Below are 26,881 nucleotides of genomic sequence, written 5' to 3'. Positions count from 1 at the left end.
CCAAGTCTTCGATGAGTCACAGGCGAACTACACGGTGAGCGCGGCAGCGTCGTTGATGCGCACGAGCTTCCACGCGGCGAGCCGACCGACACTGGCAGCCAGTGCAATTGACGACGCGAAGAGAAGCGCACCAGTTGATGAAAGTCCACCAAACGGGGCACACATGAGCCAACCCCCGGCGAAAAACGCGGCAACGTGAAGCCATTGATTTCGGACTCGACGCAAGGCCAAACCGATGAGTGATCCCACCGCGACGCCGATTGTCCAGACCGGGAGCAGGCTATAAAAAAAGAACACCATGGCCCATCCCGGTGATTGGAAGCCCCAAAGTACGCAGAAGGTCACGTGCGCTACGGCAATTCCCAGAGCCAACCCCTTGCCGCTGAGCACCACCCGGTCCTTGGGCCCGTATCGCCATTCTACGGACGGGCCCCGCGTTGCCAACGCGTACTCGTCAGTCCAGGGTTCCTGGCTCATAAATACCTCCGAGGGATGTGAGAGAGGGATCGGCTGAAAGGGCGGTTATGTGCGAGAGGGTTTGGCTGAAGGGGCGGTTATGTGAGAGAGGGATGGTCGTTGATGTGGACGAGTTTCCAGACGGCCAGTCGGCCGATACCGCTTCCGAGCGCTGCAGGCAATGACATGTAAGCCAAAGTGTGAGTAGTCCAACCCGTGAAAGTAACTCCAACCAGTGTTCCCACCAGGGCTCCTGCGGCGATGAAGGCAGCCACGTGAATCCACTGGTTGCGAATACCCCGCAGTACTTTGCCGAGCTGCATCGCCGTGGGGACTCCAACCAAACCGATGGGTAGGGCACCAACCACTATGAGTATGGGCAGAAACGACAGTTGATATTCGGCGTATTGTGGATTTTGACTCGCGCTAATGACCCTGGGCACCAGGAAGAACACAACATCGGCGACCAAGACTCCTACTACCAGGCCCTTCCAGCCCAGGACCACGCGGTCTCTGGCATCGTACGGCCAGAATGACGGATGGTTAGTCGAACTCATCATTTCCCCCTAGCGATCTGGTTGAGAGCCCCGGCCAGGGCTGGGTGCTCGAACGCGAACCCGGCGTCGAGCAGTTTCCGAGGCTCCACCCAACGGCTTTTGAGGACCAACTCGGTCTGTGTCCGGATCAGAACGGCCCCGGCTTCAAGCAGCCAAGCCGGTGTCGGAACGCCATAAAGGACACCCAGGCTTTGCCGAACCAGTGACATCAGTTCGCGGTTGTCCACGGGGTAAGGCGTTGCCGCGTTCACGGGGCCGGTCAGCTCAGCATGCTCATGTACGAACAGCACCGCGCGGAAGAGGTCCTCCTCGTGGATCCAACTGAACTTCTGCGTGCCAGGTCCCATATGCCCGCCCAAGCCGAGCCGGGCGAGGTTTCGGAGAGGACTCATGACACCACCGGCACCCAGTACGATTGCAATCCGAAGCGGTACTTTTCGTGTGTCCGGAACAACAGCTGCCGCCAACTCGTCCTCCCAAGCGCGGGCCACGTCTACGGAGAACCCAGTGCCCAACTCACCCAACACTTCAGACTGCGGGTGGTCTTCCGCATGCCGGTAAATAGTGCCAGTACTCGAATTGATCCAAGTCCGGGGCGGTTCGGCGCACGCAGCAACAGCCTGGGCCAACGTCCGCGTGGTCAAAACCCGCGAGTCCATGATCTCCCGCCGGTGCCGCTCGTTGTAACGGCAATTTACGGATCGTCCGGCGAGGTTCACCACCAGTTCGGCGCCGTCCAGCACTTTGGTGATGGCGCCGTCGTCGTTCCACTGCGCGTCAGCCGAAGCGTTCCGTCCTACAGTCCTGACGAGCCACCCCTCTTCCAGAAACCGCCGCTGGAAGTAGCTGCCAATAAACCCGGTAGCACCGGCGATCACCACTGTCCGCGGCATTACGAGTCTTCCTTGACGCTGCGCGCGAGTCCCAGAACGTCGTCGAACACTTTGCTCACACCGGGAATCTTGGCCAACGACAGGCCGCGAGCCACGAGTGGGGCGGCGCCGTTGATCAACTTGCGTGTACGGCGTTGTCCTTCGGAGCGATCATAGACCCAGAACAGTGCGACGCCCATATACGCCAGCCACAGCAGCTCGGGCAGATCTCCGCGCAGCTTTTTCGCGACGGCAGGGGATGAACCTTCGACGGCGGACCGGAAGATCGCGAGCGAAGCCTCCCGGGCGGCGGTGGATGCCTCGCCGAATGGGTTGACGGGCGACGACGGCCGGATCGCCGTTGCAATGAAGTCGGAACCGAACTGGTGGTACGGCGCCATGACGTCCACTCCCGTGTGCAGTACCGCTTTCAGCCGACCCGCGAGATCCTGGACGCTTTCCAGCGCCTGCGCCGCCACCGCTGCGTGCTCGTCCTGCACTTGGATGTACAGCTCCTGAACGAGCTCGTCCTTGGATGCGAAGTAGTAGTAGGCGTTGCCCACAGAGACTCCTGCCTCCTGCGCAATGGCACGCATGGTGGTCTTCTCAAAACCGACCTCACGGAACATCTTCAGCGCGACATCGGCCACGAGTTGCCGGGTCTGCTCACTCTTTGCTGCCATGGTCCGCTCCTTGCGCGAAGTTTTGAACGTGTTCAAGACTGAGTATGCCACGATTTCTGAACGTGTTCAAAATCCACGTGAAGAAGGGTTTAGTTCAAGCACGCGAGATGTGAGAGGGGGCTGCTCAAAAGGGCGCGGGATGTGAGAGAGGGCTGCTCAAAAGGGCGCGGGATGTGAGAGAGCGTGTGCAGGTGGGAGAATGGAACCGGTGCCGGGCCGGATGCCCCACCAACCACAGTGCTAATACAGCCGGGCACCACACCGACGGGGCCTGCGCGAACCACTACGAAATGGATGACCCATGCCCTCGCCCTCAGGCTCCAGTACCTTGAGCAAGCCCGCGCCGCGCTTCGCGTCGATCGGCTCCCCGTATTTCGGCATCATGCTGGCCATCATGGCCGTGGTGCTGATCCTGTCCAACATCGGCGCCTCCAAAGGCGTGGTGCTCGGACCGGTCATCACTGACGGCGGGTTCTTCCTCTTTCCCATCGCCTACATTCTGGGCGACGTGATGAGCGAGGTCTACGGCTTCAAAGTTGCCCGCAAAGCGATCATCACCTCGTTCGCGCTCTCGGTGTTCGCCTCGCTCTGCTACTGGATCATCATCGTGCTGCCCGGCTTCAATGACGAGTACGGCACCGCCAAGCAAGCGGCTATTGAAGGCGCACTTGGGCCCGTGCCGCAGATCGTTCTCGCCTCGCTGCTGGCTTTCCTTGCCGGACAGACCATCAACTCCTGGATCCTCGTGAAGATGAAGGCCCGTACGGGGGAGAAATCCCTGTGGGCACGCCTCATGGGCTCGTCCGTGGTGGGCGAATTCGTGGACACCCTGATCTTCTGCAGCATCGCAGCATCGGTCATTGGCATCACGGACGCGGGCTCGTTCCTGAACTACGTCCTGGTGGGCTTCGTCTACAAGACCGCCGTGGAATTCCTGTTCGTCCCGATCACCGTGCTGGTGGTCGGCTGGATCAAGAAGCGCGAGCCCAGCTACGGGGTAGTCGCAGCCTAAGCCCTCGGGCAATTGGCCGAGTTCGCCGGAAACGTGTGAGTTCGCCGGAAGTTTCCGCACGAACACGCACGCTTCCGGCGAACTCGACGCGGAGGGTCACGAGTAGTACCGGCCCAGCGTCTCCGCCTTGAACTCGAAGAAGTCCCCGGATTCGATGGCCAGGCGGGCGTCGTCCACCATTTTCACCACGAAGCGCTCGTTGTGGATGGAGATCAGGGTCGCGGAGAGCATTTCCTTGGCCTTGAACAGGTGGTGGATGTAGGCGCGGGAGTAGTTCACGCAGGTGTAGCAGTCGCAGCCATCCTGCAATGGCCCGAAATCGGTTTTATAGCGCGCTCCGGACAGGTTGAACCGGCCAAACGGAGTGTAGAACGCGGAGTTACGGGCCACACGGGTGGGGGAGACGCAGTCGAACGTGTCGGCGCCATTCTCGATTGCAGTGAAGATGTCGTCCGGTTCGGAGATGCCCAGCAAGTGCCCCGGCTTGTCTTCGGGCAGCTCTTCGTTGCACCAGCGCACAATGGTGCCAAGGTTCTCCTTCTCCAGCGCACCGCCGATCCCGTACCCGTCAAAGGGCATGGCGCCAAGATCCTGGCAGGCCTTGCGGCGCAGATCCTCGTACTGGGCTCCTTGGATCACGCCGAACAACGCTTGATATGGCTTGCCCACGCGCGAGGAAGTCAACGAAGCGTGCTCTTGCAGGCAACGCAGCGCCCAAAGCCGCGTCCGTTCCAGCGACTCTTCCTGGTAGGCCCGCGAGTTTTGAAGGGTAGTGAGCTCGTCGAAGGCGAACATGATGTCCGCGCCGATCCGGTGCTGGACTTGCATGGAAATTTCGGGGGAGAAACGGTGCCGGTCCCCGTTCAAGTGCGACTTGAACCAGACGCCGTCGTCATCAATGTGGGCCAGCCGCTCCTTGCCGGGCGCCACGGCGTCATCCGGGCCGGAGCTGTCCACGTTCTTCATGTCGATGACTTTTTTGAACCCCGAGCCCAGGCTCATTACTTGAAATCCGCCTGAGTCAGTAAACGTGGGCCCGGACCAGTTCATGAACGCGCCCAGCCCGCCCGCGGCGTCCAGAATTTCGGGACCCGGCTGCAGGTACAGGTGGTACGCGTTGGCAAGGACAGCTTGCGCACCAAGTTCGGCAATGGACTCCGGCAGCACCGCCTTCACGGTTGCTTTGGTCCCGACGGCGATGAACGCGGGCGTCTGTATGGTCCCGTGCGGTGTGGTGATAGTTCCGGTGCGGCCCAGGAAAGCGCCGCCGTTGGCTTCTACCTGCGCGTCCGACGGCGAGCACGTTTCAGTCAGGCGCTTGCCCACCGAAAAGGAGAACTCCGATTGCCGGGCAGCCAAGCCAGGCAGCGCAGGGGTACCGGCTGGAGTAGGGGAAGACACAGACGCGGAAGCAGGAAGGGAAGCTGGCACGCTACCAAGTGTGCCAGCTTTACGGTGAGTAACCCGCCGAAAAACCCCTACGACCCGTAGTTCTCAGCCTTCCAGTTGTCCCACGAGGACCGGATGTCCGCTAGAGTTTGGGCCCCCAAATCATAGGTTGACGCAATCACCATGGAACCGCCGTCGGGCCTTTTCTCCGGAATCGGCAGCTGCTCTGCGACGATCAACAGTCCGTCCCCGTGCTCGGCGTAGCTGTGGACGGTGAGCCCCACTTGGTGCCGGCTCTTGAACCAGACCTTGCCGGTGATCTTCTCACCAGTAGCCAGCGTGAGCGAGTACTCCTCCCCAACGGGCGGCAGATCGCCAAGACCCAACTTCTCAATGGCCGGCCCACCTTTACCGGGCAACGAGATGAAGTGCGTACGCCGGTGGCTGTGGGGGTGCCGTTCCAGGGCGAAACGCAGCTGGTGCAGGAACGTCAGCCAACCCTGGGTGATGTCCTCGTCCCATTCCGCCCACTCCGAATTGTGGTCCAGGGCGGCCCTGGTGATCCTTACTTCGGTGCCGCCGGAAACGGGGTGGAGCTCGAAGACGTCACCGCCATTGACGGTCAGGCTCGTGTGATCGGGCCCCTCCACAACATCGGTGTTGAAATAGATCTGTTTGATTTCGTCGGTGAGATCATCAGCTTCCCAGCCGTGCCATTGAGCCACCAGCGACGGTTCGCGCAGCATTGTCCAAACCTGCTGCGCGTCGGCATTAACAACAACGCTCAGATTGTTCGTCATGGCCCCGAATCTACCGCCGTTGGCGCCCACATAACAGGTCTTGATCTTCCCGAAATTAGCCGGAATGGTAAAGCTAGGCGCGTACCGACTCAAGTTCGTTGGCAATCCGCCGGGCCAGCTCGTCCTCGCCGATGGTCTTGGAGCCGCCGTGGGCGCGCAGGAACATCAGTGCTTCGAGCCGGAGGAACCGCCATTCGCGCTCTGCCTCGTGGTTCCCGTTGTCGATCGCGCGGAAGATTTCCTTGTCATAAAGGTTGGGTTCGTTGAGTGAGCGTTGTCGCACGCGGGCGTTGATCCGGGCTTTGAACGGGTCCTCTTCCTGGGACTCGGGCGCACGCAGCAATTTTTCGTAGACCGCGGCGCGCTCGGCTTGTCCGGCTTCGCGGCAGATGAAACTGGACAGCGCCAGCGCCCGTTCGATCGAGGCCCAACGGTCCAGGTTGCCGTCAAAGGGCAGCACATTCAGAAGATCGGCCACGGCCAGGGCGTGGTCCGGATCGCGCAGCACGATGCACAGATCGAAGGCAAGATCGCTGAGGTCCCGGAGGCAGCTTCCTGACTTGGTATTAATGCCTTTCGCCAGCCGTTCCGCCAAGACCTGCACGCCGTTCTTGCCCTTGTGGTTGGCGGCCGCGGCGCGGACCACGGCTTCGGGCGTGCCGTCGGGCTCGGGAATGAGGGCAAGCTCCTCGGCAGTGGGGCCCGTATGTGTGGGCGGCGTCTCCGGGCGGGGAGGTACGACGACGGCGGGTCCGGCGTGTGCTTCGGCGTCGCCTTCTGTGGAGGTGCTGGAGTCTGAGGTGCCGGACTCGGAGGCGGGACCCTCCGAAGCGACCACAGGAGCTCCGTCACCCACAGGAACGCTGGACCCGACAGCGATCCGCACCGTGCCGCCGTCGACCATTGTCACCAGCAGCAAAGCGGCAACGCCGTAATCATCGTTCTGCACCTCAACGACGGCGATTTCCTCGGCCGGTCCGTCCCCGGGCGGGAACACAAAATCCCCGGGCTGCAGGTCCCCAGCCTGCTTTTCTCTGTACTGCTGTGTGGCTGGGCTGTGAGTCATCGGAAGTCCTTTGGTTCTCGTGGGGTCCGCCGTCCAGTCTACAAAGACCAGCCGGCGCGGGGGCCGGGACCCGCTAGAGAACGATGCCCGAGAAAGCCAGTGCCTGCCGGACGAGGTTCCCACGGCCGCCGTCAAATTCCTGCTGCACGTTCTCGCTCAGCACCTCTTGGGGCGTCATCCATGTGAGTTCCAGGGCGTCCTGGCGGGGCTCACATTCGCCGGTCACGGGAATGATGTAGGCCAGCGAGACGGCATGCTGCCGGTCGTCGGTGAAGCCGGTCTGCGACGGTGCAGGGAAGTATTCGGCCACTGTGAAGGGCACGGGGCTGATGGGCAGCTGCGGGAAGGCCAGGGGACCGAGATCCTTTTCCATGTGCCGCAGGAGCGCTGCGCGGATGGTCTCGCGGTAAAGAACGCGGCCGGAGACGAGGTAGCGCACCATGTTGCCGTCGGCGTCGCCCTGCAGGAGCGTGCCAACTTCATTCACATAGCCGAGCGGATCCAGCCTGACCGGAACGGCCTCCACATAGACCATGGGGAGTCGGCCGCGGGCTTCGAAGAGGTCTTCATCTGAAAGCCAGCCTGGATACGGGTCGGGTGTACGTACGCTCATGGTTAAGTTCTACCGCATCACCCGCCGAACTTCCTTGGTGGCGCTGCCGTGGCTGCGGGGTTACGCTCTCGGCTGTATTACGGGCGGGAACCAGCAACTTTCTCTATGGCGATCGACGCCGGTGCCGCGCCGCTCACAGCGTCCGGGTTGGCGACGTACAGGACGTCCTCGCTGATCCTGGCCTCAACGTCGGCAGTCTTGAGGCCAGCCAGCAGGGGTTCCAGATCGCCGTCATACTCAAACGCGAGGTCGCCGTTGGAGGCGTCCGCACCGTGGATGACGTGAAGGATTCCGCCGTTCTTGGTGGTGAAGGTGGCTGACTCGTCGTCCTCTGAACGCGGCCTGGCGCCAATGTTCCGCAGGGCGGTTGCGGCAAGGCTTACAAAGGGGCTGACCCACGTAGCCACCACCGTCAGTGCCGGCTCGGCCTCGTTTGATGTAGCCCAAGTGCCATCCGCTGCACGTTGTGCTGGGAAAGCGAAGAACTCGAAGCCGTCGTCGGTGGAGATCTGCACGGTGGTCCCGGACGGTGACTCGTGGAGTTCTGCCTGGGTGCCGGCTTCCTCGGTGCGGCGCGCGAACTCCTGAAGGTCACCTACCTCCACACTGAAAACCGTAGAACCGTCCAAGGGGTGACCGTGGACTACTGAGCCCACCGCAAGACGACCCGAACCGGCGTCGAACTCCCACCAGTCGCCGTCGTCCACAGTTTTCACCAACCCGAGTGCCATCAGCAGCGTGGCCCACTGCTCGGGGTGTGAGGTGTAGTGGGTGGGGCGGGCTCGCAACATTGGTCCTCCTGAGTGGGTCCGATCGGTACGGGGACGTCCTGTTCCACCTTATGCCGCGTGGCCTCGGCGGGGACCGAGCGTTTCACAGCACAATGAACCCATGCCCATTGAACTTGAGGAACTTCTCGTCAAAGACGGCCCCGCATGGCGCGCCTGGCTGTCGGCGAATGCCGCAGCGAGCCCCGGCGTGTGGCTGATCCTGCACAAGAAGGGCGGCACTGTCACGGATTTGGACTACGACGCCGCTTTGGACGAAGCCCTGTGCTTCGGCTGGATCGACGGACAGGCGGAGAGCCGCGACGACGAAAGCTACATGCAGCGTATGACGCCACGGGGCCGCAAGAGCATCTGGTCAGCGCGCAATGTAGGGCACATTGCGCGGCTCGAATCCGAGGGCAAAATGACCGACGCCGGGCGTGCCGCCGTTGAGGCCGCGAAAGCCGATGGACGTTGGGAAGCCGCATACGCGGGCCCGGCCGATTCCGTGGTTCCGGACGATCTCGCGGCTGCCATCGCCACAGTCCCGGAGGCCCAGGCGATGTTCGACGTCCTGACGTCCCAGAACCGCTTCGCCCTCATTCACCGCACCAACGGGGTTAAGCGGGCCGAGACCCGGGCGCGCAAGATCGAAGGATTCGTGGAGATGCTCGCCCGCCACGAAGCCCCGTACCCGCAACGGAAACGTCCGGCCGGCAGCTAGAGCGTGGCCGCGGCTTCCAACGCCATCCAGGCTTGAAGCTGCGTGGAAAGCTCGACGGCGGCCCCCTCCGGATAAGTTTCGCCTGCTGGCCGCTGGGGGTCGAACGAGAATACGATCGCAGGGGCGCCCTTGCGGGCATTGCCGGGGCCCGGGTCCGCGCGGCGGCCTGTCCAGAACGCTTCTGCCGTGCTGCGAACCAAGGATCTGGCTGTGTCCCGGGTTGTGGCCGGAAGCCTGGTTTCACGGGCAGCCAGTGCCAGATAACGGAGCAGGATGCCGGTAAAGAGCCCGCCATCACCCGTGCCGTCGCCTCGGATGACCTGCGTGCCGGGAAGCGTGAGCTCTCGTTTCGCGGCGTCCACCAACAGGGCGGCCCTGCTCAGATTGTCCTCGCCGCCCAGTTCCAGCAACGCGCCCAGGACCGGGCCTTGGTTGTAGGTGTAAACGGCCTGATCCACCACCAGTTCGCCATGACTGATCCGGACGCCGTCCTGATAGACGCCTCGTTCCGGGTGGAGGAGCTTGCTGTTGAGCCAATTCACCAACTGCTGGGCACGCTCTGTGTGGCCGGTCCGCGCGTAGTACAGGGCCACCGGGGCGGTGGCAGGCGTGTTCTTGAAGTCCCGTTTGGTGCTCCAGAAGGTGCCGCCACCAAAATCGTCCGTGGAGGCCGAATCGAACTGCAGTGTCAGGCTCTTGCGAACATAGGCGTTGCGCCGGCGACCCGGCTTTTTGGTCTCCTCCGCGAGCTTCTCCAAGCGCAGTGTGGCGAGGGCCAGCCACGCCATGTCGTCGTAGTAGTCGTTCACGAATCGCAGCAGATTCCGCAAACGGATGGTAGTGACCAGCCGCGAAGCCAGCCTTCCGGCGCTCGGGCGGGAGTCGCCGTCGAACTTTGTTTTTGTGGCCAGTTCGCGACGGCCCGCATCCACCAAACAGTCGACGTAGTGCGCTTGCCACCAGTAATGCCAAGGGCCGGAGAGGCTCTTCATGGTGTTGCTGGGCAGGCTCACGGCGGCGATATGGGTACCGGGCAGGAAGAGTAAACGTCTGCCGAAGCTCCGGGTCACGGACCGGGCCGCCTGATTGGCGCGCGCTGCCCACTCTGTGGCGTCTGTGGAGGGTGCCGGCGTCCCGGCTGGCTCGATCTGGCTGGACATGTCATCAGCCTAGCGGGGCCGGGGAATTAGCCCGGCAGGCCGGGCAGTGTGCGCTGGGCGTGCGCTGGACCACAATTCCAGTTAACATTCATTAACGGATTTGGGTCTGCATCAAGGAGGATGAATGGACATCAACGGCACAGTGGCGCTGGTAACCGGCGGGGCATCAGGACTCGGGGCTGCTACTGCGAAGCGCTTGTTCGACGCCGGAGCCTCGGTGGTGTTGGTGGATCTCCCGCAATCGGCAGGGGAGTCCTACGCGGCCGAGCTGAACGCCCTGGACACAGGTACGGGGGCGCGGGCAGTCTTTGCACCCGCAGACGTCACCAACGAATCCCAAGTCCAAGCCGCCGTTGACGCCGCCACCTCCATGGGGCCGCTCAGGATCCTGGTCAACTGCGCAGGCATCGCAACACCCGGGAAAGTCCTGGGCCGCGACGGCGTCCTGCCGCTGGAGAACTTCAACAAAGTCATTCAAATCAACCTCGTGGGCACCTTCAACGTAATCCGGTTGGCCGCCGCAGCCATGGCCGAAACCGAACCCGTCACCACGGAACTGGGTGGGCCCGAACGCGGCGTCATCATCAACACCGCATCCGTCGCCGCCTTCGAAGGCCAAATCGGCCAGCCCGCCTACGCCGCATCAAAAGGGGCCGTAGCAGCCATGACACTGCCCCTGGCACGCGAGTTCGCCCGTTCATTGATCAGGGTAACCACCATCGCGCCCGGCATCTTCGAAACGCCCATGATGGCCGGGCTGCCTCAGTCAGCCCAGGATTCCCTTGGACAACAGGTTCCGCACCCCGCACGTCTTGGCCGGGCCGCGGAGTACGCAAACCTGGCAGCCCACATCGTGGAAAACGCCATGCTCAACGGGGAAACCATCCGGCTCGATGGCGCCATCCGCATGGGGCTCAAATGATGGGCGATGACAGCGGCGCGGACCTTCCCACTGCCGACTTCTTCGACTTCGAATCCCTGCTCAGCGTCCAAGAACAACGGAAACTCAACGAACTACGGGCATTCCTCGCTACTGAGATCGCCCCGTACGCCGGTCAATGGTGGGAGAAGGCGGAGTTCCCGGAGCACATCCTCCCCAAGCTCGCGGCCCTCCGGCTCAGCGCTCCCGCCCAGCGTGGGTACACGCACCTGTTTGCCGGGCTTGTGATCGCCGAAATGACACGCGTTGACACCTCGATCGCCACGTTCTTCATGGTCCACCACGACCTCTTCGTCGAATCGCTGTACGACTTCGGCAGCGATCAGCAACAGGACCGCTACCTCGACGACGCGTCCAACCTCCGCACCACCGGAGCCTTCGCGCTCACAGAACCGAACCACGGGTCCGACGTCGCCGGCGGCATGGAAACCACCGCCCGCCGTGTCGAACGGCCGGATTCCGACGGCGGCGATTACTGGGTGATCAACGGCGCCAAACGCTGGATTGGCAACGGGACGTTCTGCGACTACATGCTGGTGTGGGCCAAGGACGAGGCCGACGGTGCGGTGCGGGCCTTCATTGTTGACGCAACCCTGCCGGGCATCACCCGCAGCCGCATCGAGAACAAGATTGCCCTGCGCACGGTGCAGAACGCAGACATCGTCTTCGAAAACGTCGAGGTAGCAGAAACAGACCGCTTCGCCGGCATCAGCAGCTTCGTGGACACCAACCACCTCCTCCGCGGCTCACGGATCATGGTGGCCTGGCAAGCCGTGGGCCAGCAACTGGCAGCTTTCGACGTCGCCCGCCAGTATGCCGTCGAGCGCATGCAGTTCGGTAAGCCACTGGCCAAGTTCCAGCTCATCCAACAACACCTGGTGGACATGCTCGGCAACGCGGTGGCCAGTATGGGAATGATGGTTCGCATAGCGCAACTGCAAGAGGACATTTTCACCGACGCTCAGGGAACGCGACACGGTGGAGCCCAAATGGCACAGGTAGCGCTCGCAAAGGCCTACTGCAGCGCCAGGATGCGCGAAACCGTGGCCTTGGGCCGTTCCATCCTTGGCGGCAACGGAATCGTCACCGACTACCGCATAGCTAAGATCTTCGCCGACGCCGAGGCAATCTACACCTACGAGGGCTCTTACGAAATCAATTCGCTGATCGTCGGCCGTGCCGTGACAGGAGTTTCAGCCATCACCTAGGCCAGCTCTCCTCTCAACCCCAGGGGAGCTTCTCCCCGGCCTCCACCCGCACGTCCAGCGAATTGCCACGGACAGGCATGGGGCAGGTCCCATAGGGAGTGAAGGCACTGGGGTAGTTGATGGCACGGTTGAAGTCGATGACCACGGAGCCGTCGGGGCGAGGCCGGGGAATGAAGACCTTGCGCCAGTCATCTGTGGTCTCTCCGTTGCTTTCATCATGGAAGGTCACGTTGAGCGCACCCAGTTTCTCCTCTTCCGCGTGCAGCCGGATCTCGTGGGGAACACCCGGTACCCGAAACACCACCTCGCCCACTGACCGATGGACGCCATCCACCAGAGGATTCGCCGTGCCGATGGGTACGTCCACGGGCTCAGCGTAAGCTTCAAACCGCCCTTGGATAACCCAGCCGGGGTTGTACTCGTACGTGGGGACGCCCTTGAACCCGGTCAACACGGGTGAGCTGTTATCTCGGGTGCGGACGGCGTACTTGTCCGCACGCATGGCAAGTTCCACCACAACTTGCTTGCCGTCGTCGCCTCCAAATTGCACCCACATGAGCGACTCTTCGTCCTGCAGCGTCGCCGTGATGGTCTCCCCTACTCCCTGACCTGTTTCCACCAAGGTCAGTCCATCCGCAGCGCTCGCCGTGAGGAACGCCGTGGTGCCGTCGGTGGACCAGAGGCCCGGAACAAGTTCAAGCCCGGAGGGTTCGGACTCAAGCCACTGGAAAGAGGTGAGCGTCAACCATCCATGCTCCGTGGCAAGGGCCGAATGCCTGCCTGCACGGAACCGCTCCCAACGGGCGAGCTGGGCGTCGGTTGCGGTGGTGGGCGAGCTCATGGTTCTCCTTGGCTGGTCTTCGCGTCAGTTCGCGTCGGTTGCACTTGCCTCAACTATGCGCCGGGTGTGGGCATTCCCGGAATCCGGCCGAACTGAGGCTCCATTACCTTGGATCGGCTCGCGCTGGCCCTGTAACCATGCCAGCGCGAGCCGGGACTGATGGACAGCGACGTCGGGCCTGCACCACGTGCCGGGGCCCTCGCCGCCGTCTTACCCCGAAGGGCGTTTCCCGATCGCCTTTTTAGTGCGAGCGGTGCCTGTATTTGCTTCGGCGAATCCGGCTAACACTAGCCAAGGCCGCAGCCCCGGAAAGCGGGTGGAACTTTATACGGGCAGGGCATAAGCGGCCCTCACCGAGGGCTTCCAAAGCTCCCTTGCAATCCACCAGCCGGGACAGACTGCTCTGGCTGACGGGAAAGAGTACGTGGATGGCCGAATTTTGGTACATTGCCGTGGCTCCGGCTCCTTGCAGCTCACCCTCGACGACGTCCCCAAGACGCGCCAACAGTGTCCAGCAGTGGCTGCGGTTGTTACGGGGCCGGGGTAGCGAAATGATCGCCAGCGCATACAGCCCCGGCCTCTCCGCACAGAACGCGGATACCTCATGGATCCGTCGCTGAAAGTGGGCTTGGGTGGCCAGCCCCGTGTAGACGTCGGTACAGGAATGGTGGGAGCGGTTTCCGCTCCCTCGGCCCAGCCTTCCGCGATTGATAGGAGTGCCTCGACGTCAAGGGCCTGCTCCGCTGCTGTGAACAAGGCGCGGAAATCGTTCAAGGTCTCTCTGATGCTGACGCCATTCCTGGCGCGGGCAGCTCCCAGCAATTTTGCTGCAGGGGCCGGGACTACCGCGTCGCTGGCCAGGGAAACGACGACTTTCCGGACTTCCGGCAGGAACCAATCAGCGCGGAACCGCCAACCCCTTTGATAACTGGCGGTCCGCCATCTGCGCAGCAAATGGCGCTGCGGAAACGTGCACTCGGCACGCGATTTTGTCCGGAACGATCTCATATTTCAAAAGTGCACAGAAGAGCCGTTTCGTGACGGAGGCGTTTGCGGAGAAAGGTTGCTAAAGACTCTTGACAAACTGGCGTCACGACTCGGGCCGTACCCCCACTCCATATATATGGGCAGGGTTCTCTACGATTTGGGGGTGCCATAGATGGCACACACGTCACATGCGAGCAACAATTCCGGCGTAGACGACCGTCAACTTATTGAATTGGTTCGCAACGGAGACATGTCTGCCTTTGACGGACTCTACGAACGCCACTTCTCCGTTGCATCCAGCGTTGCCAGGCGCAACGTGGACAACCAAAGTGACGCCGAGGACGTGGTGGCTGAGGCTTTCCAGTCCGTCCTGCAAAGCCTCGTCTCGGGAAAAGGGCCGGATGCTTTCTTCAGGGCGTACCTGTTGTCCACCGTCGCCCGGCTGTCGCACCAGCGGAACCGAAAAGCGGGCAGGGTCCTGCCCAGCGGCGACGATTCCGTCCTGAATCAGACTTTGGCGGACTCGGACGCAGCAATCGGTGCTTTCGAGTCGAACACAGTAGCCAAAGCATTCCGGGCCCTGCCCGAACGGTGGCAAGCTGTGCTCTGGTACTTGGATGTCGAACGCATGAAACCCGCAGCCGTGGCACCGATTTTGGGTCTCTCCGCCAACGCCGTTTCAGCGCTCGCCCTTCGCGCCCGTGAAGGCCTCAGGAGGCAGTACCTGCAGTTCCACCTCTCGGAGCAGACTGACACTAGATGCTATGAGTACGCTTCGAAGCTCGGCAACTACATCCGCGGTGGAGTATCCAGTACCACTGAGCGCAACATCCGTGGGCATCTTGACGGCTGTGCTGCCTGCACCGCGGCACTTGCGGAATTGACGGACGTGCAGGGGAGCATGAGGGCAGTCCTTTTGCCGTTGGTGACAGGAATTCCGGCCGCACTGTGGGCGGGGAAAGGGGCTGGACTTGGAATCGTCGGTGGCATGGTGCCCGCCAAGGTGGCTGTGGGCGTCCTTGCTTTTGCTCAACCGGCGGTGATGGCCGTCATTGCAACAGCTGCCGTAGGACTAGTGCTGGGCGCTGTAGGCATCGTTGACCACTTAACTCCGGATGCATACATGAATCCGCGGGCTATGGAGACCGGTCTGGCTCCAAGGGAAAAGACTCCGGTGATTCCCGCACCTTCAGCAACGAGCGCACCGGCTCCTGTCCCCTCCACGCTAGTCGCGCCGCTGGTGACGCCACCATCCATGGACGTGCAACCAGTTGAAGCGCCGCCCGCGGTAGAGAAACCCACAGTGGAGAATCCTGCGCCGGTCTCTTCCTTCGAATCCCCGGCTGCGCCGTCCGCCGCTCCTCTACCTGTCACCACACCATCTGCGGTGCCTTTGGTCATGCCGTCGGCACCTCCTATAGCTGTTGTTGATGGCTCAGCGCGCGAGGCCGGAGACAGAGACCTAAACGGCAGCGTGATGGACATCGATTTCCGGGTCTCTGGATCCAACCCTCTGAGTACTGGCAAAGCGGTGTTCTCAGTGGGAAAGAACTCGTGGATTCTAGAAGATTCAGTCCGGGCTCCGGAGGGATGGACCTGCTCGTTCGAGAGCCGGACCGTGGTCAGCTGCTCCACCGACTCTGTCCAGCGCAGCGACCTCCGCTTTCAGCTTGGGGCAAGCTCCAAGAGCGGTAGGGACTATGTCAACAAGGATGAAAGGGTCTTCACCTACACCCTGAGCGGACCAGGCTTGGCCTCGAAAAGATTCTCCGCCCTGTACTGATCGAACATAGCCGTGGGGATTGCGTCATGAAATTCCAGCCCGGTGCACTCATTCACCGGCAAGACCCGGAGGCGGGCTGCACGCATTATTCATAAAGGTGGGAAATGAAAGCGAACACGGACATCCGGGTGGTGGATCCTTCGATCCCCTTGACTGCCGTGGGGACACTCTGATGTCACGTTTCCTGTTGACAGGCATAGCCAACCCAGTCGGTTCGTCCTTGGTCCGTCAGCTCAAGGCAAAGGGGCATTGGGTGTTGGGAGTCGACGTGCTGCCCATTCGTGGTGGGTTTGGAGACGCTGCCTCAGTCGTTTCACCCTCGGACGTCCCCGGTTACCTTTGGGAGCTACGAGGCCTTGTGGCGACTTATGGGATCGATGTTCTCATCCCCACCATGAGTGCCGAACTCGTGGTCGTCGCGGAGGCCCGCCACGACTTCGCCCCGGGAGTTCGTGTGGTCATAGCCGATCCTGCGCCGGTAAGGACGGCTCACGACAAATACTTCACCATGACCTGCCTGGCGAGGGCGGGGGTGAGGGTTCCCAGGTTTGGCCTGCCGAGCGCTCTCGGGTCTGTGCATGATGCCATGGACACGTTGGGCGGTCCGCTGGTGGTCAAGCCCCGCATTTCGCGCGACGGACGCGGCATCCGGTTGCTGGAGCGAACATCCGACGCCGGTGTCCGGGCTTCCCGAATTTGGGCCACCTTGGACGATACCTGGATGGTCCAACGGTTTGCACCTGGTGCTGAATACGTTTCGCCAGGCTTTCGCTGCGGACAACTCGCTGGGCCGGATGACGTCCTGGTAGTCCTGGAGAAGACGGTCAGCAAGGCCACACAGCGGGGTGGTTCCTCCATAGCAAACCGGCAGTGCTCGAGGTAGAAGCGCGCTTTGGAATGTTCAGTGCCCATGCTCCCCGGCTCTTGGACACCGTTCTGGACCGATACGTGCAGAGCCAACCGTTGGGCACGTCTGCGTGACGCGTGGTCGCTGTGTCCCGGGACTTGCCAGGACCGCTTTGCCCTCTTTGGAACTCTGTGCTCCCGGCCGCATTGGGCGTACCCTGACCGCATGGGGATGGAGGCAGTGATCAGTCTGGCACTCATTATGGGTTCAATCTGGGCGGGAACACGGCTGATGCAGAAGGGCGTTCCTTCCAAAGGAGCAACCGGCACGTTGGGGAGTGTCCTGTCCATGATCGAACCTGCCACGGGTGCACCAACCAGGTTGGAAGCGGCAGCAGCCATTGAGGAAATGAGGCAGCGCCGGCACGAGTCCCTGTCCGCAGGCCCGGGTACAGCAGGCCGGGACGTGTTCGGCGGAAAGGTAGTCCTGGCACCGCCTGTTCGAAAGACAGCAGCAGGCGACGCCAAACTCTGAGACGCATTCTTTTTGTTGAGTTCTGTGCGGGTAAGATCCCGTAGGAAACAAGTAATGCGGCTCACAGTATCCAGCGCAGTGTACGGGCCCAACCAGATCCCGAAGGTAAGTATCTATGGTTCACACTGCCCATCAAGACACCGATCTCGCTGCCGAACTGCGGGCCGACGTACGGCGGGTTTCCACCCTCCTTGGCGAATCCCTGGTAAGACAACACGGCCCGGAGCTCCTCCAACTCGTGGAGCAGGTGCGCTTGCTGACCAAGGAGTCCAAGGAAGCCGCCCGGGGCGGTGCGGACGCCACCGGCCCTTGGAGCGCGCACGACGTCGTTGCCCAGGTCCGTGAGCTGCTCGCCTCTCTGCCGCTGGACCAGGCAACTGACCTGGTCCGCGCCTTTGCGTTCTATTTCCACCTCAGCAACGCGGCAGAGCAGGTCCACCGTGTCCGGGGACTGCGCACCCGGCAGGAAAAGGACGGATGGCTGGCAAAAGCGGTCTCAGAGATCGCCGGCCAGGCTGGCCCCCAGGTACTGCAGGACGTGATCAACGAACTCGACGTCCGCCCCATTTTCACGGCACATCCCACTGAGGCCTCACGTCGCTCTGTCCTGGACAAGGTCCGCAAACTATCGGACGTCCTCGCCGAGCCCACTGCGGAGGGGACCTCAGCCCGGCGCCGTCAGGACCGCCAACTCGCCGAGATCATCGATCAGATGTGGCAGACCGACGAGCTCCGCCAGGTGCGCCCCACCCCGGTGGACGAGGCCCGGAATGCCATTTATTACCTGAACAGTATTCTTACCGACGCCATGCCGGAGATGCTGACGGACCTTTCGGAGCTCTTGGCTGAGCACGGTGTCACGCTGCCGGCCGCTGCCGCGCCCCTGAAGTTTGGTTCGTGGATAGGTGGCGACCGCGACGGCAACCCGAACGTGACCGCCGCCGTCACCCGGGAGATCCTGCAGTTGCAGAACCAGAATGCTGTCCGTATCAGCATTGCTTTGATTGACGAACTTATCTCGGTGCTCTCCAACTCGACAGCTCTCTTTGGGGCTGACCAGGAGTTGCTGGACTCGATCGCCACAGACCTCAAGAACCTCCCGGGACTGGACAAGCGCATCCTTGAACTGAATGCGCAGGAGCCGTACAGGCTCAAACTGACCTGCATCAAGGCCAAGCTCATCAACACCGGCCGGCGTATCTCAGCGGCCACGTATCACGAGCCGGGCCGGGACTACGCAACCACTCCCGAGTTGCTCGCGGAGTTCGGATTGCTTGAGGACTCGCTGCGAAACCACTCCGCGGGGCTGGTAGCAGACGGTGCCCTGGCCCGTGTGCGCCGCGCAATCGCTGCCTTCGGCTTGCATCTGGCAACCTTGGACATCCGTGAACACGCTGATTACCACCATGATGCTGTGGGGCAGCTCGTGGACAGGCTCGGCACTGAAAAGCCCTACGGCGAGTTGACGCGTGAGGAACGCTTTACATTCCTAGGTGCAGAGTTGGCTTCCCGCCGCCCTCTTTCCGGCCATCCGATCAAACTTGAGGGTACGGCAGACGGAACGTACGACGTCTTCCGGAGTATTCGCCAAGCCCTGCACACCTACGGACCGGACGTCGTGGAAACGTACATCATTTCCATGACCCGCGGCGCCGACGATGTTCTCGCTGCAGCAGTTCTTGCCCGCGAGGCCGGCTTGATAGATCTCTTCAGCGGCAAGCCTCATGCCAAGATCGGGTTCGCTCCGTTGTTGGAAACGGTGGAAGAACTTCGGGCTTCGGCTGAGATTGTGGATCAGTTGCTGTCCGATCCGTCCTACCGGGATCTTGTCCGTCTCCGCGGAGACGTCCAGGAAGTCATGCTGGGTTACTCCGATTCCAATAAGGAATCCGGCGTGATGACCAGCCAGTGGGAGATCCACAAAACCCAGCGCAAGCTGCGCGACGTGGCTGCCAAGCATGGCGTCCGGGTTCGTCTATTCCATGGCCGCGGAGGATCCGTGGGCCGCGGTGGCGGACCCACCTACGATGCCATCATGGCCCAGCCGAACGGCGTGCTTGAAGGTGAAATCAAGTTCACTGAGCAGGGCGAGGTCATCTCGGACAAGTACTCCCTGCCTGAACTCGCCCGCGAGAACCTGGAGCTTTCCTTGGCCGCGGTGATGCAGGGCTCGGCGCTGCACCGCACTCCGCGAACCTCGGAGGACGAGCGGGAGCGCTACGCCAACGTCATGGAAATCATCTCGGACGCAGCGTTTGCCCGCTACCGCACACTGATTGACGATCCCCAGCTCCCGGCCTACTTCCTCGCGTCCACACCGGTGGAGCAGCTGGGTTCCTTGAACATCGGCTCGCGTCCCTCCAAGCGTCCCGATTCCGGTGCTGGACTGGGCGGCTTGCGGGCCATCCCGTGGGTCTTCGGCTGGACACAGTCCCGCCAGATCGTTCCGGGCTGGTTCGGGGTTGGCTCGGGCCTAAAGGCCGCGCGCGAGGCCGGAGACAAGGATCAATTGCTGGAGATGATGGACCGCTGGCACTTCTTCCGCTCGGTCATCTCCAACGTGGAAATGACGCTGGCAAAGACTGACATGGAGATTGCGGGCCACTACGTTTCGTCGCTGGTCCCGGAGGAATTGCACCGGTTGTTCCACATGATTCGCGACGAGTACGAGCTGACTGTGGCCGAAATTGAGCGGCTCACCGGCGAGATCGAACTCCTCGATGCCCAGCCCACGCTGAAGCGTTCACTCGAAATCCGTGACCAGTACCTGGACCCGATCAGCTACCTGCAGGTGGAGCTCCTTCGGCGCGTACGCGAAGAGCAGCTTTCCGGAGGCGAGATCGATGAGCGGCTCCAGCGGGCCATGCTCATCACCGTCAACGGCGTAGCCGCCGGCCTTCGCAACACCGGCTAGCAAACGCTCTATCACATCCCTCGGGGTTTTCAGGATCCCTCTCTCATCCGCTGAGAGAGGGATCCGTTCAGGGGCGTGGGATGTGAGAGGGCGTTAGGGTAGTGGGATGCCGTCGTTCCAGACCAAGTTGAAGATCACCGGCCTCAAACCGGGCAACGCACCTGAATCGGTGATGGCCGCAGCGGTGGAAGCGCTGGAAACCCGTCACCACGTCGAATCGAACCAGCTGGACATCGTGGGCGGAGTACCCCAGCTCAGCCTTCGTTTCACAGTGGACGACCGCGATACTCGGGCGAGAACGACGAAGCCCGGATGTCGGCAGCCATGATGCGCGACGCCGTCGAGCACGTTGCTTTGACCGGCAGCCTTTACGTGCTGCGTCGCAGCCGTGGACGCTGGTCGCCCGTCTAAGATCCGGGCTGGAACCCAGAAGTTACTCGGGCTGTGGCACGTCGCCAGGCTTGTCGGCATCGAAAGGTTCTTCAACGGGGGATCGGCTGCCGCGGCGCCGGGTAACGATCAATCCCACCACCACGCCGATCACCAAGCCCAGTGCCACACCAATGAGTGAGCTGGCCCAAAACGGAAGCTTGGTGGTGGAGCCGGTGAAGTAACCCAGGCCCACCTGCCACACGGCCCACAGCACCGCACCCAGGCCGGCGCACAGGCTGAACCCCCGCACCGAGACGTTGGCTATCCCTGCCGCGGACGAGGTGGCGAGCCTGCCGCCTGGGATGAAGCGCGCACCGATGATGGCGCCGTACGTTGAGGAGCGGCCGGCTTTGGCGATTGCCTCGTGGATCCCGCGGTGGACGCGCCGGCCCCAGGCCCACCGGTCCAGAACGTGGCTTATACGCCGTTTGAACAGCATGAACACCGCCATGTCGCCCAGCCATGAAGCGAAAGCTGCCAGGAAAAGGACCAGCCAGAAGTTGGCGTGGCCATCGGCTGCGAGCGCCCCGCCGGTGATGACCACCATTTCCGAGGGGATGGGCGGGAAGATGGCGTCGCCCAGCACAATGGGGACGATCCACAGGTAAATCGCGGATCCCCATGTTTCCGGGGCGGTGATGTCCATGGGCACAAGGTACCGCACTTGCCGTGTCCCCCGCTTCGGAGTGAGACTGGCGCCATGCGAATAGATGTCTTGCACGGCGACCTCACCACGCGCGCTGTTGACGCGATCGTCAACGCCGCCAACTCCTCTTTGCTCGGTGGAGGGGGAGTGGACGGTGCTATCCACAGGGCGGCGGGCGGGGAGTTGCTTGAGGCGTGCCGCGAGCTAAGGCGGACGGAACTGAAGGACGGACTGCCGGTGGGTTCAGCCGTCGCGACTCCAGCTTTTCGGCTCCCTTCGCGCTGGGTGATCCATACGGTAGGGCCCAACCGGCATGCGGGACAGACGGATCCGAATCTGCTCGCCTCGTGCTTCAACGAAAGCCTGAGGGTAGCGGCTGGGCTTGGTGCCCGTTCAGTGGCTTTCCCTGCGATCAGCGCCGGAATCTATGGTTGGGACGCCCGTCAGGTAGCGGAGGTAGCGCTCGACGCCGTGAGGTCGTTTTCGTCGTCGTCTTCAGCACGCGGTGCTGGGGACAGCCCGCTTGAGTTGGTCGAGTTCGTGCTGTTTTCGGAGAACACGACGGCGGTCTTCCGGACTGTGTTTGAGTCCTCACCGGGGTTTGAGCCCCCTCCGCGGCCCAGCTGACGTTTGCGACGCTGCACGAGGTAGTAGAGGACTGTGACGAGTGCCAAGGATGGCAGGCCGAAGATCAACGTCATGTTGAAGGCTTCGGTGCCGAGGGTGCTGACGGCGATGGCCAGCATGAGAACAGCGCCCAGGATGGTGCCTACCGGGTAGAAGCGGGTTTTGTAGGAGAGCTCGGTGCCGGTGCGTTTCATGCTGCGGCGGAAGAACCAGTGGGTCACAAAGATCATGAACCAGGTGAACATGGCCCCGAACATGGAGATTGCCATCATGAAGGTGAACGCCGTCGCAGGGAACATTGCGTAAACCACTGTGGCGATGGCTATTCCAGCGGTGGACAGGACCAGGGCGTTCACGGGGGCCCCGTTGGAGCGCAGTTTTCCAAATACTGCCGGCGCATCGCCGCTGCGGGAGAGGCTGAAGATCATTCTGGTGGAAATGTAGAGCTGGCTGTTCATGGCTGAGAGTGCAGCGATGATCACCACGAAGGTCAGCAGGCTGTCCGCGAAGGGGATGCCTAGATTCTGCATCACCGTGACGAACGGGCTGCCGCCGGCAAGGATCTGGCTGACGGGGGCGATTGCCAGGATCAGTGCCAGGGTGACGATGTAGAACAAGAGCAGCCGGGCGATGGTGGTCCGGAAGGCCTTCTTGACTGCAGTTGCCGGATCCTTCGCCTCGCCCGCGGCGATGGCAATCATTTCGATGCTGAGGTAGCTGAAGATGGACACGATCACGGCGAACCAGGTGCCGGACAATCCATTGGGAAAGAAGCCGCCTTCGGCCGTGTAGTTCTGGAAGCCAGTGCCTTCAGTGCGGGCACCGAACACGATGTACGCGCCGAGCACGATGAAGGCGATGATTGCGAAGACTTTGATGCTGGAAAACCAGTATTCAAGGGTTCCGAACACCTTCACGTTCATGGTGTTCACGCCGATCAGCACCGCGGAGAAGAAGATCACCCACAGCAGTGATGGCACGTCCGGGAACCACAGTTTCATGTATTCGCCCACCGCGGTCACTTCAGTTCCCACGGCCAACACAATGCAGGACCAGTACATGTACTTGACCAGGAAGCCTGCCAGAGGGCTGATGTAGTGCTCCGCGAAGGCACCAAAGGAGCCCGACGTTGGGTGCGCCACTGTCATCTCGGACCAGCTGCCCATGAGGAGCAGGGCGATCAGACCGCCGATTGCGTAGCTGATGATGACGCTGGGTCCGGCCAGGCCGATGGCAAACTTGCTCCCCAGGAAAAGTCCGGTGCCGATGGCTCCGCCCAGGGCGATCATGGTCATTTGACGCGAGGTGAGCTGCCTTTTGAGCCCGCCCTCACGTTCTTGGATTTCATCGAAACTGCCCACAACGACCTCCTCGTCGATTCTGCAAATCGCTTCAAGATAGAATCCAGCTCAGAGCGGTGCCAAGGATTTCGAAGCATCACAAAAATATTGGAGGTGCGTTAGTGTCTGATTCACCCACGTCCCGTCCGCAGGGGTCCCTTCCGAACCGGGTTCGGCTGGACGATACGGACCGCCTGATCCTCAAAGAGCTCATGGCGGACGCCAGGATTCCCAACAACGTACTCGCCTCAAAAGCGGGAGTTGCGCCGTCCACGTGCCTGGGGCGGGTTCGGGCACTACGAGACGCGGGGATTATCCGGGGCTTCCACGCTTCAGTGGATCTTGAGGCACTTGGTTTGCTGGTTTATGCGTTGATCTCTGTGCGGGTGAACTCCCAAGCGCGCAACAAAATGCTTGCCATCGGTCAGCGCCTGCGCGCACTGCCCAACGTCCAGAGCGTGTTTCTCTTGGCTGGTGACCAGGACTTCCTCATGCACGTTGCTTGCGCAACCCCCAAAGAACTCAGGGATTTCATCGCCGTACACCTGGCTTCGGACCCTGCGATCGCCAATACCCAGACGAACCTGGTGTTTGATCACCTGACGCCAGGCGACTGACCTTCCCGGGAAGGTCAGCCGTGGGCTTCGCTGAGCTCCAGTTGGCTGCGGTATTCCACGCGGTGCTTGGTGATGGGGTCCACAAAAGTGATGCCGCGGGCCAGCAGTTGGAGCGGCTTGCTGTAGTCATCCGGGGCCTTGTCCAGCAGTTCCGGATAGAAAGTGTCGTTGACGATCCCCAGCCCGAGCGAGGCCATGTGCACCCGGAGTTGGTGCGTCTTTCCGCTGTGCGGCTCCAGCCGGTACAGCGCGCGCTGGTGGGTTCCGGCGTCGAACGTTTTTGTCTGTTCGATGCGAGTTTCAGCGTTCGGTTCGCCATCTATGACTTCGGCGAGCAGGTAGCTGCGGGACTTGGTCATGCGGTTGCGGACCACTGTTGGGAACTCGACGGCGGGATAACCTGCAGCCGGCGTCGCGGCGGACACACACTCGTATTCCTTCTGGACCTGGCGCTTCTCGAAAAGGACCTGGTACTTGCCGCGGGTTTCGGGGTTGGTGGAGAGCAACAGGAGGCCGGCGGTCATGCGGTCCAGGCGGTGCATGGGGATGAGGTCCGGAATGTGGAGCAGGTTCCGGAGCCGGACCAGTGCGGATTCCTGGATGTAGGTGCCGCCGGGCGTGGTGGGGAGGAAGTGGGGCTTGTCCACTACAAGGATGTGCTCGTCTTGGTGGAGGATGCTGATTTCCACGGGCAGCCGCGTCTCGGGCGGGAGGGTGCGGTAGTACCAAATGAAGGTGTGGTCCTCCAGCTTGGTGCTGCGGTCGAGCGGAACACCGCCCTCACCTACGATCTCGCCGGCGTCGAACCGGTCCTCGATTCCTTGGGGATCAATATGTCCCCATCGATGCATCATGTAGTCCATGGCTGTGGTCCACGGCCCCTCGTCCGGTAGGCGCAGGCGGGTCGCGTTCACGCCGTCGCGCACGGGGAGGGGGGATTGCATCACCTGACGATTCTACCGGCGATGCGTTGCGGGGCCCGCTCTGCGCCCCGACGCGCACGCGGAGCACGCAAAGCGGGCCTCACAACGGAAGAGCTACCGACGAATAAAAAAATCTTGACAATAAAAGTTGTCGGTACCCATGCTTGAAGCATGTTGGACATCGAAGTGATCGAGGACCCGGCTGCGGCGGAAGCCTCGCTGGACCCTATCCGTACCCGTATCTTGCAGGAACTCGTCGAACCGGCGTCCGCCACGCAACTGGCAGCGAAGGTGGGGCTCCCCAGGCAGAAGGTGAACTACCACCTCAAAGCCCTGGAGCGCCATGGCCTGGTGGAGTTGGTGGAAGAGCGACGCAAGGGCAACGTCACCGAGCGCGTACTGCGTGCGACAGCGGCGTCCTACCTGATCTCTCCCGTCGCCTTGGCGTCCGTGGCGCCTGATCCCCGGCGCTTCTCCGACCGTTTTTCGGCTTTCTGGTTGCTGTCCCTGGCCTCCCGCACCGTGCAGGAGATGGGAAAACTCATCGCCGGGGCTGCCGTGGCCAAGAAGAAGCTGGCCAGCTTCGCGATCGACGGCGAGATCACTTTCCGTTCTGCCGCTGAACGCGCAGCGTTCGCGGAAGAACTCGGCGTTGCAGTGACCAAACTCGTGGACAAGTACCACGACGGCGGTGCTACCGCGGTGGCGAGCGGCGCGCGCAGGCACCGCCTCGTCGTCGTGCTCCACCCTGCACTTAAAGCCACCGCACTCAAGAATCCCTCACCACAAGCCTCCCCGGAGCAATCAGCAGAAAAGGATCAAAGCAATGACTGACAACCGGAAATTCGAAATCGAAGCGGACGTCGAACTGCCCGGCACCCCCGAGCGGGTGTGGCAGGCGGTCACTAAGGACACTCCCGCGTGGATGTTCCCCACGGATCAGTGGCCCGACGTCAAGACCACCGAGGAATACCCCAGCCACTTGGTGTCCCGGATGGACGGCCCTGACGGCTGGTTCAACCAGTTGGAGCACGTCCTTGAGCCTCTCCCGGGCGGCCGCGCCAAGCTGCACTACGTTCACAGCGGGATTTTTGCCGACAACTGGGACGAGCAATACGACGGCGCCAGCAAGCACACCGAGTTCTACCTGCACACCCTGGGTCAGTACCTGCAGTATTTCGATGGCTGGCCTGTGGTCTTCACGGATATCCAAGCCCCGGCGTCATCGCAGACCCCGGATGGTTTCGTGCGGCTGAAGAAGGCCCTTGGCGTGGAAGGTGCGGCCGCCGGTAGTTCAGTGGATGTGGACGTCGACGGCGTGGGCAGGCTGAGCGGGGAAGTGGACTTTTCCAACGAGAACTTCCTGGGCCTCCGGACTGCCGACACCATGTACCGTTTCTTCGGCCGAAACACTTTCGGTGCTCCGGTTGGCATGACGGTGCACGAGTTCAGTCGCTCCGGCGATTCGGAACTCACGGCGAAGACCTGGGGTGCTTTCCTGGAAAAGGTGTACGCCTAAAACTCCGGTGAGGCCGCCCAGGCCCGAGCTACGGATTCCAGGGCGGCCTCGTAAATGGAGGCCCAGTCGGTGGCGGGATCGTTCATCTGAGCCAGCTCCAAGCTGACGAGCCCATGGACTTGGCCCCAGATGGCCATGGCTACCAGTGCAGGGTTGTCCTTGCGCAGTGCGCCGGCCGACTGTGCGGCGACTACCGCCTCCACCAAGGGAAGCATCGAGTCGGAGGCGACTTCCGGCGTCGGACTGCAACCAACGTAGGTGGCCAGCGCCCCGCCGAACATCAGACGGTACAGGGCCGGGTGTTCCAGCGCCCAGACCCGGTAGGCCCGGCCCAATGCCAGCAGCCCGCCCTTGGCTGCCTCGCGTTGGGACTCGCCAAAGGAGCGAAAACCGTCGTCGACGGCGGCCGTCAACAGTTGCGCTTTCCCGCCGAAGAGCGAGTAGATCGCCGTGGTGGACGTTTCGGCGGCAGCGGCTACATCGCGGAGGGTGACTCGGGCCGGCCCTTCGCGGTCCACTAGCTCGGCGGTCACCGCCAGTAGACGGTCCTGGACGTGCTGATCATGAATTACGGGTCTTGCCATACCCTCAAGTGTTTCATAACATTGTTTCATAACAGCGTTA

26 protein-coding genes and 2 pseudogenes are annotated in these 26,881 nt (G+C 62.1%); 13 read left to right on the top strand and 15 right to left on the bottom strand.

Annotation, left to right across the window (positions count from 1 at the left end):
* Nucleotides 1–27: 27 nt before the first annotated feature.
* The 4 genes from J7I86_RS02960 to J7I86_RS02945 all read right to left on the bottom strand — a co-directional run bounded on the left by J7I86_RS02960 (nt 28) and on the right by J7I86_RS02945 (nt 2,568).
* A complete protein-coding gene (locus tag J7I86_RS02960; protein ID WP_214815351.1) occupies nt 28–477 on the bottom strand; it encodes a hypothetical protein in 450 nt (149 codons plus the stop codon).
* A 77-nt stretch (nt 478–554) separates the two neighbouring features.
* Complete coding sequence (locus J7I86_RS02955; protein ID WP_214815349.1) at nt 555–1,013, bottom strand: hypothetical protein; 459 nt, start codon at nt 1,011–1,013, stop codon at nt 555–557.
* The gene (locus tag J7I86_RS02950) at nt 1,013–1,906 is read right to left on the bottom strand and encodes a TIGR01777 family oxidoreductase (RefSeq protein ID WP_214815348.1); all 894 of its coding nucleotides are present in this window, start codon (nt 1,904–1,906) and stop codon (nt 1,013–1,015) included. Before J7I86_RS02950 ends, J7I86_RS02955 begins: the two co-directional genes overlap by 1 nt.
* Complete coding sequence (locus tag J7I86_RS02945; RefSeq protein ID WP_214815346.1) at nt 1,906–2,568, bottom strand: TetR/AcrR family transcriptional regulator; 663 nt, start codon at nt 2,566–2,568, stop codon at nt 1,906–1,908. Before J7I86_RS02945 ends, J7I86_RS02950 begins: the two co-directional genes overlap by 1 nt.
* A gap of 301 nt (nt 2,569–2,869) precedes the next feature.
* Between J7I86_RS02945 and J7I86_RS02940 the strand changes: the two genes are divergently transcribed.
* On the top strand, nt 2,870–3,580 hold the full coding sequence (locus J7I86_RS02940) for a queuosine precursor transporter (RefSeq protein ID WP_214815344.1): 711 nt from the start codon (nt 2,870–2,872) through the stop codon (nt 3,578–3,580).
* Nucleotides 3,581–3,676: 96 nt separating this feature from the next.
* Here the strand turns inward: J7I86_RS02940 and tgt are convergent, their stop codons facing one another.
* From tgt to J7I86_RS02915, 5 genes are all read right to left on the bottom strand, one after another.
* Nucleotides 3,677–4,948, bottom strand: coding sequence for a tRNA guanosine(34) transglycosylase Tgt (gene tgt / locus J7I86_RS02935; protein WP_214816826.1), 1,272 nt, complete (start codon nt 4,946–4,948; stop codon nt 3,677–3,679).
* 110 nt (nt 4,949–5,058) lie between these two features.
* Nucleotides 5,059–5,769, bottom strand: a complete 711-nt coding sequence (locus tag J7I86_RS02930) for an SRPBCC domain-containing protein (protein WP_214815342.1) — start codon at nt 5,767–5,769, stop codon at nt 5,059–5,061.
* A 73-nt stretch (nt 5,770–5,842) separates the two neighbouring features.
* Entirely contained in the window at nt 5,843–6,835 is a 993-nt protein-coding gene (locus J7I86_RS02925; protein ID WP_214815339.1) for a DUF6707 family protein, read from the bottom strand.
* A 73-nt stretch (nt 6,836–6,908) separates the two neighbouring features.
* Nucleotides 6,909–7,448 (bottom strand): NUDIX hydrolase family protein, encoded by a 540-nt coding sequence (locus J7I86_RS02920; RefSeq protein WP_091465301.1) that lies wholly within the window; start codon nt 7,446–7,448, stop codon nt 6,909–6,911.
* 77 nt (nt 7,449–7,525) lie between these two features.
* A complete protein-coding gene (locus tag J7I86_RS02915; protein WP_214815337.1) occupies nt 7,526–8,239 on the bottom strand; it encodes a hypothetical protein in 714 nt (237 codons plus the stop codon).
* 100 nt (nt 8,240–8,339) lie between these two features.
* Between J7I86_RS02915 and J7I86_RS02910 the strand changes: the two genes are divergently transcribed.
* Entirely contained in the window at nt 8,340–8,939 is a 600-nt protein-coding gene (locus J7I86_RS02910) for a YdeI family protein (RefSeq protein WP_214815335.1), read from the top strand.
* Here J7I86_RS02910 and J7I86_RS02905 read toward each other — a convergent pair.
* The gene (locus J7I86_RS02905; protein ID WP_214815333.1) at nt 8,936–10,099 is read right to left on the bottom strand and encodes a glycoside hydrolase family 76 protein; all 1,164 of its coding nucleotides are present in this window, start codon (nt 10,097–10,099) and stop codon (nt 8,936–8,938) included. The two genes, J7I86_RS02910 and J7I86_RS02905, sit on opposite strands and share 4 nt — an antisense overlap.
* Before the next feature lie 124 nt (nt 10,100–10,223).
* On the opposite strand from J7I86_RS02905, the gene J7I86_RS02900 reads away from it, so the two are divergent.
* Both J7I86_RS02900 and J7I86_RS02895 read left to right on the top strand, forming a co-directional pair.
* Entirely contained in the window at nt 10,224–11,021 is a 798-nt protein-coding gene (locus J7I86_RS02900; protein ID WP_214815331.1) for an SDR family NAD(P)-dependent oxidoreductase, read from the top strand.
* Nucleotides 11,018–12,247, top strand: coding sequence for an acyl-CoA dehydrogenase family protein (locus tag J7I86_RS02895; protein WP_214815329.1), 1,230 nt, complete (start codon nt 11,018–11,020; stop codon nt 12,245–12,247). The genes J7I86_RS02900 and J7I86_RS02895 overlap by 4 nt, the downstream gene beginning before the upstream one ends.
* A gap of 13 nt (nt 12,248–12,260) precedes the next feature.
* Here J7I86_RS02895 and J7I86_RS02890 read toward each other — a convergent pair whose 3' ends face one another.
* Nucleotides 12,261–13,088, bottom strand: coding sequence for a DUF1684 domain-containing protein (locus J7I86_RS02890; protein WP_214815327.1), 828 nt, complete (start codon nt 13,086–13,088; stop codon nt 12,261–12,263).
* Nucleotides 13,089–14,247: 1,159 nt separating this feature from the next.
* Between J7I86_RS02890 and J7I86_RS02885 the strand changes: the two genes are divergently transcribed.
* From J7I86_RS02885 to J7I86_RS02865, 5 genes and pseudogenes are all read left to right on the top strand, one after another.
* Nucleotides 14,248–15,858 carry a sigma-70 family RNA polymerase sigma factor gene (locus tag J7I86_RS02885; protein ID WP_214815325.1) on the top strand — a complete coding sequence of 537 codons (1,611 nt, stop codon included), beginning with the start codon at nt 14,248–14,250 and terminating at the stop codon, nt 15,856–15,858.
* A gap of 172 nt (nt 15,859–16,030) precedes the next feature.
* A complete protein-coding gene (locus J7I86_RS02880) occupies nt 16,031–16,741 on the top strand; it encodes a hypothetical protein (RefSeq protein WP_286179242.1) in 711 nt (236 codons plus the stop codon).
* A 189-nt stretch (nt 16,742–16,930) separates the two neighbouring features.
* Nucleotides 16,931–17,239 (top strand): hypothetical protein, encoded by a 309-nt coding sequence (locus tag J7I86_RS02875; protein ID WP_214815323.1) that lies wholly within the window; start codon nt 16,931–16,933, stop codon nt 17,237–17,239.
* Nucleotides 17,240–17,354: 115 nt separating this feature from the next.
* Entirely contained in the window at nt 17,355–20,153 is a 2,799-nt protein-coding gene (gene ppc, locus J7I86_RS02870) for a phosphoenolpyruvate carboxylase (RefSeq protein WP_214815321.1), read from the top strand.
* A 106-nt stretch (nt 20,154–20,259) separates the two neighbouring features.
* Nucleotides 20,260–20,564: pseudogene (locus tag J7I86_RS02865) on the top strand (hypothetical protein).
* A gap of 22 nt (nt 20,565–20,586) precedes the next feature.
* On the opposite strand, the gene J7I86_RS02860 reads toward J7I86_RS02865, so the two are convergent.
* Nucleotides 20,587–21,231 carry a DedA family protein gene (locus J7I86_RS02860; RefSeq protein WP_214815319.1) on the bottom strand — a complete coding sequence of 215 codons (645 nt, stop codon included), beginning with the start codon at nt 21,229–21,231 and terminating at the stop codon, nt 20,587–20,589.
* A gap of 54 nt (nt 21,232–21,285) precedes the next feature.
* On the opposite strand from J7I86_RS02860, the gene J7I86_RS02855 reads away from it, so the two are divergent.
* Nucleotides 21,286–21,858 (top strand): O-acetyl-ADP-ribose deacetylase, encoded by a 573-nt coding sequence (locus tag J7I86_RS02855; protein WP_214815317.1) that lies wholly within the window; start codon nt 21,286–21,288, stop codon nt 21,856–21,858.
* Nucleotides 21,859–21,947: 89 nt separating this feature from the next.
* On the opposite strand, the pseudogene J7I86_RS02850 reads toward J7I86_RS02855, so the two are convergent.
* Nucleotides 21,948–23,147 (bottom strand): annotated as a pseudogene (locus J7I86_RS02850) (amino acid permease); the annotation flags it as partial.
* A gap of 173 nt (nt 23,148–23,320) precedes the next feature.
* Here J7I86_RS02850 and J7I86_RS02845 point away from each other — a divergent pair.
* Nucleotides 23,321–23,815: an Lrp/AsnC family transcriptional regulator gene (locus tag J7I86_RS02845; protein ID WP_309476650.1), complete on the top strand. Its 495-nt coding sequence runs from the start codon at nt 23,321–23,323 to the stop codon at nt 23,813–23,815.
* A gap of 14 nt (nt 23,816–23,829) precedes the next feature.
* On the opposite strand, the gene J7I86_RS02840 is transcribed toward J7I86_RS02845, so the two are convergent.
* A complete protein-coding gene (locus J7I86_RS02840) occupies nt 23,830–24,759 on the bottom strand; it encodes an RluA family pseudouridine synthase (RefSeq protein ID WP_214816809.1) in 930 nt (309 codons plus the stop codon).
* A gap of 150 nt (nt 24,760–24,909) precedes the next feature.
* Here J7I86_RS02840 and J7I86_RS02835 point away from each other — a divergent pair, with 150 nt between their 5' ends.
* Together J7I86_RS02835 and J7I86_RS02830 are read left to right on the top strand one after the other, a co-directional pair.
* Nucleotides 24,910–25,572: a helix-turn-helix domain-containing protein gene (locus tag J7I86_RS02835; protein WP_214815315.1), complete on the top strand. Its 663-nt coding sequence runs from the start codon at nt 24,910–24,912 to the stop codon at nt 25,570–25,572.
* Nucleotides 25,565–26,257 (top strand): SRPBCC domain-containing protein, encoded by a 693-nt coding sequence (locus J7I86_RS02830; protein WP_214815313.1) that lies wholly within the window; start codon nt 25,565–25,567, stop codon nt 26,255–26,257. The genes J7I86_RS02835 and J7I86_RS02830 overlap by 8 nt, the downstream gene beginning before the upstream one ends.
* On the opposite strand, the gene J7I86_RS02825 is transcribed toward J7I86_RS02830, so the two are convergent.
* Nucleotides 26,254–26,841, bottom strand: coding sequence for a TetR-like C-terminal domain-containing protein (locus J7I86_RS02825; protein ID WP_286179241.1), 588 nt, complete (start codon nt 26,839–26,841; stop codon nt 26,254–26,256). The two genes, J7I86_RS02830 and J7I86_RS02825, sit on opposite strands and share 4 nt — an antisense overlap.
* Between the last annotated feature and the right edge of the window lie 40 nt (nt 26,842–26,881).

Origin of the sequence: Arthrobacter sp. ISL-95, from assembly GCF_018613695.1 — a bacterium.
Lineage (GTDB): Bacteria > Actinomycetota > Actinomycetes > Actinomycetales > Micrococcaceae > Arthrobacter.
Note: the sequence above shows the minus strand (reverse complement) of the source record. Positions and strands in the feature narration are given on the sequence as shown.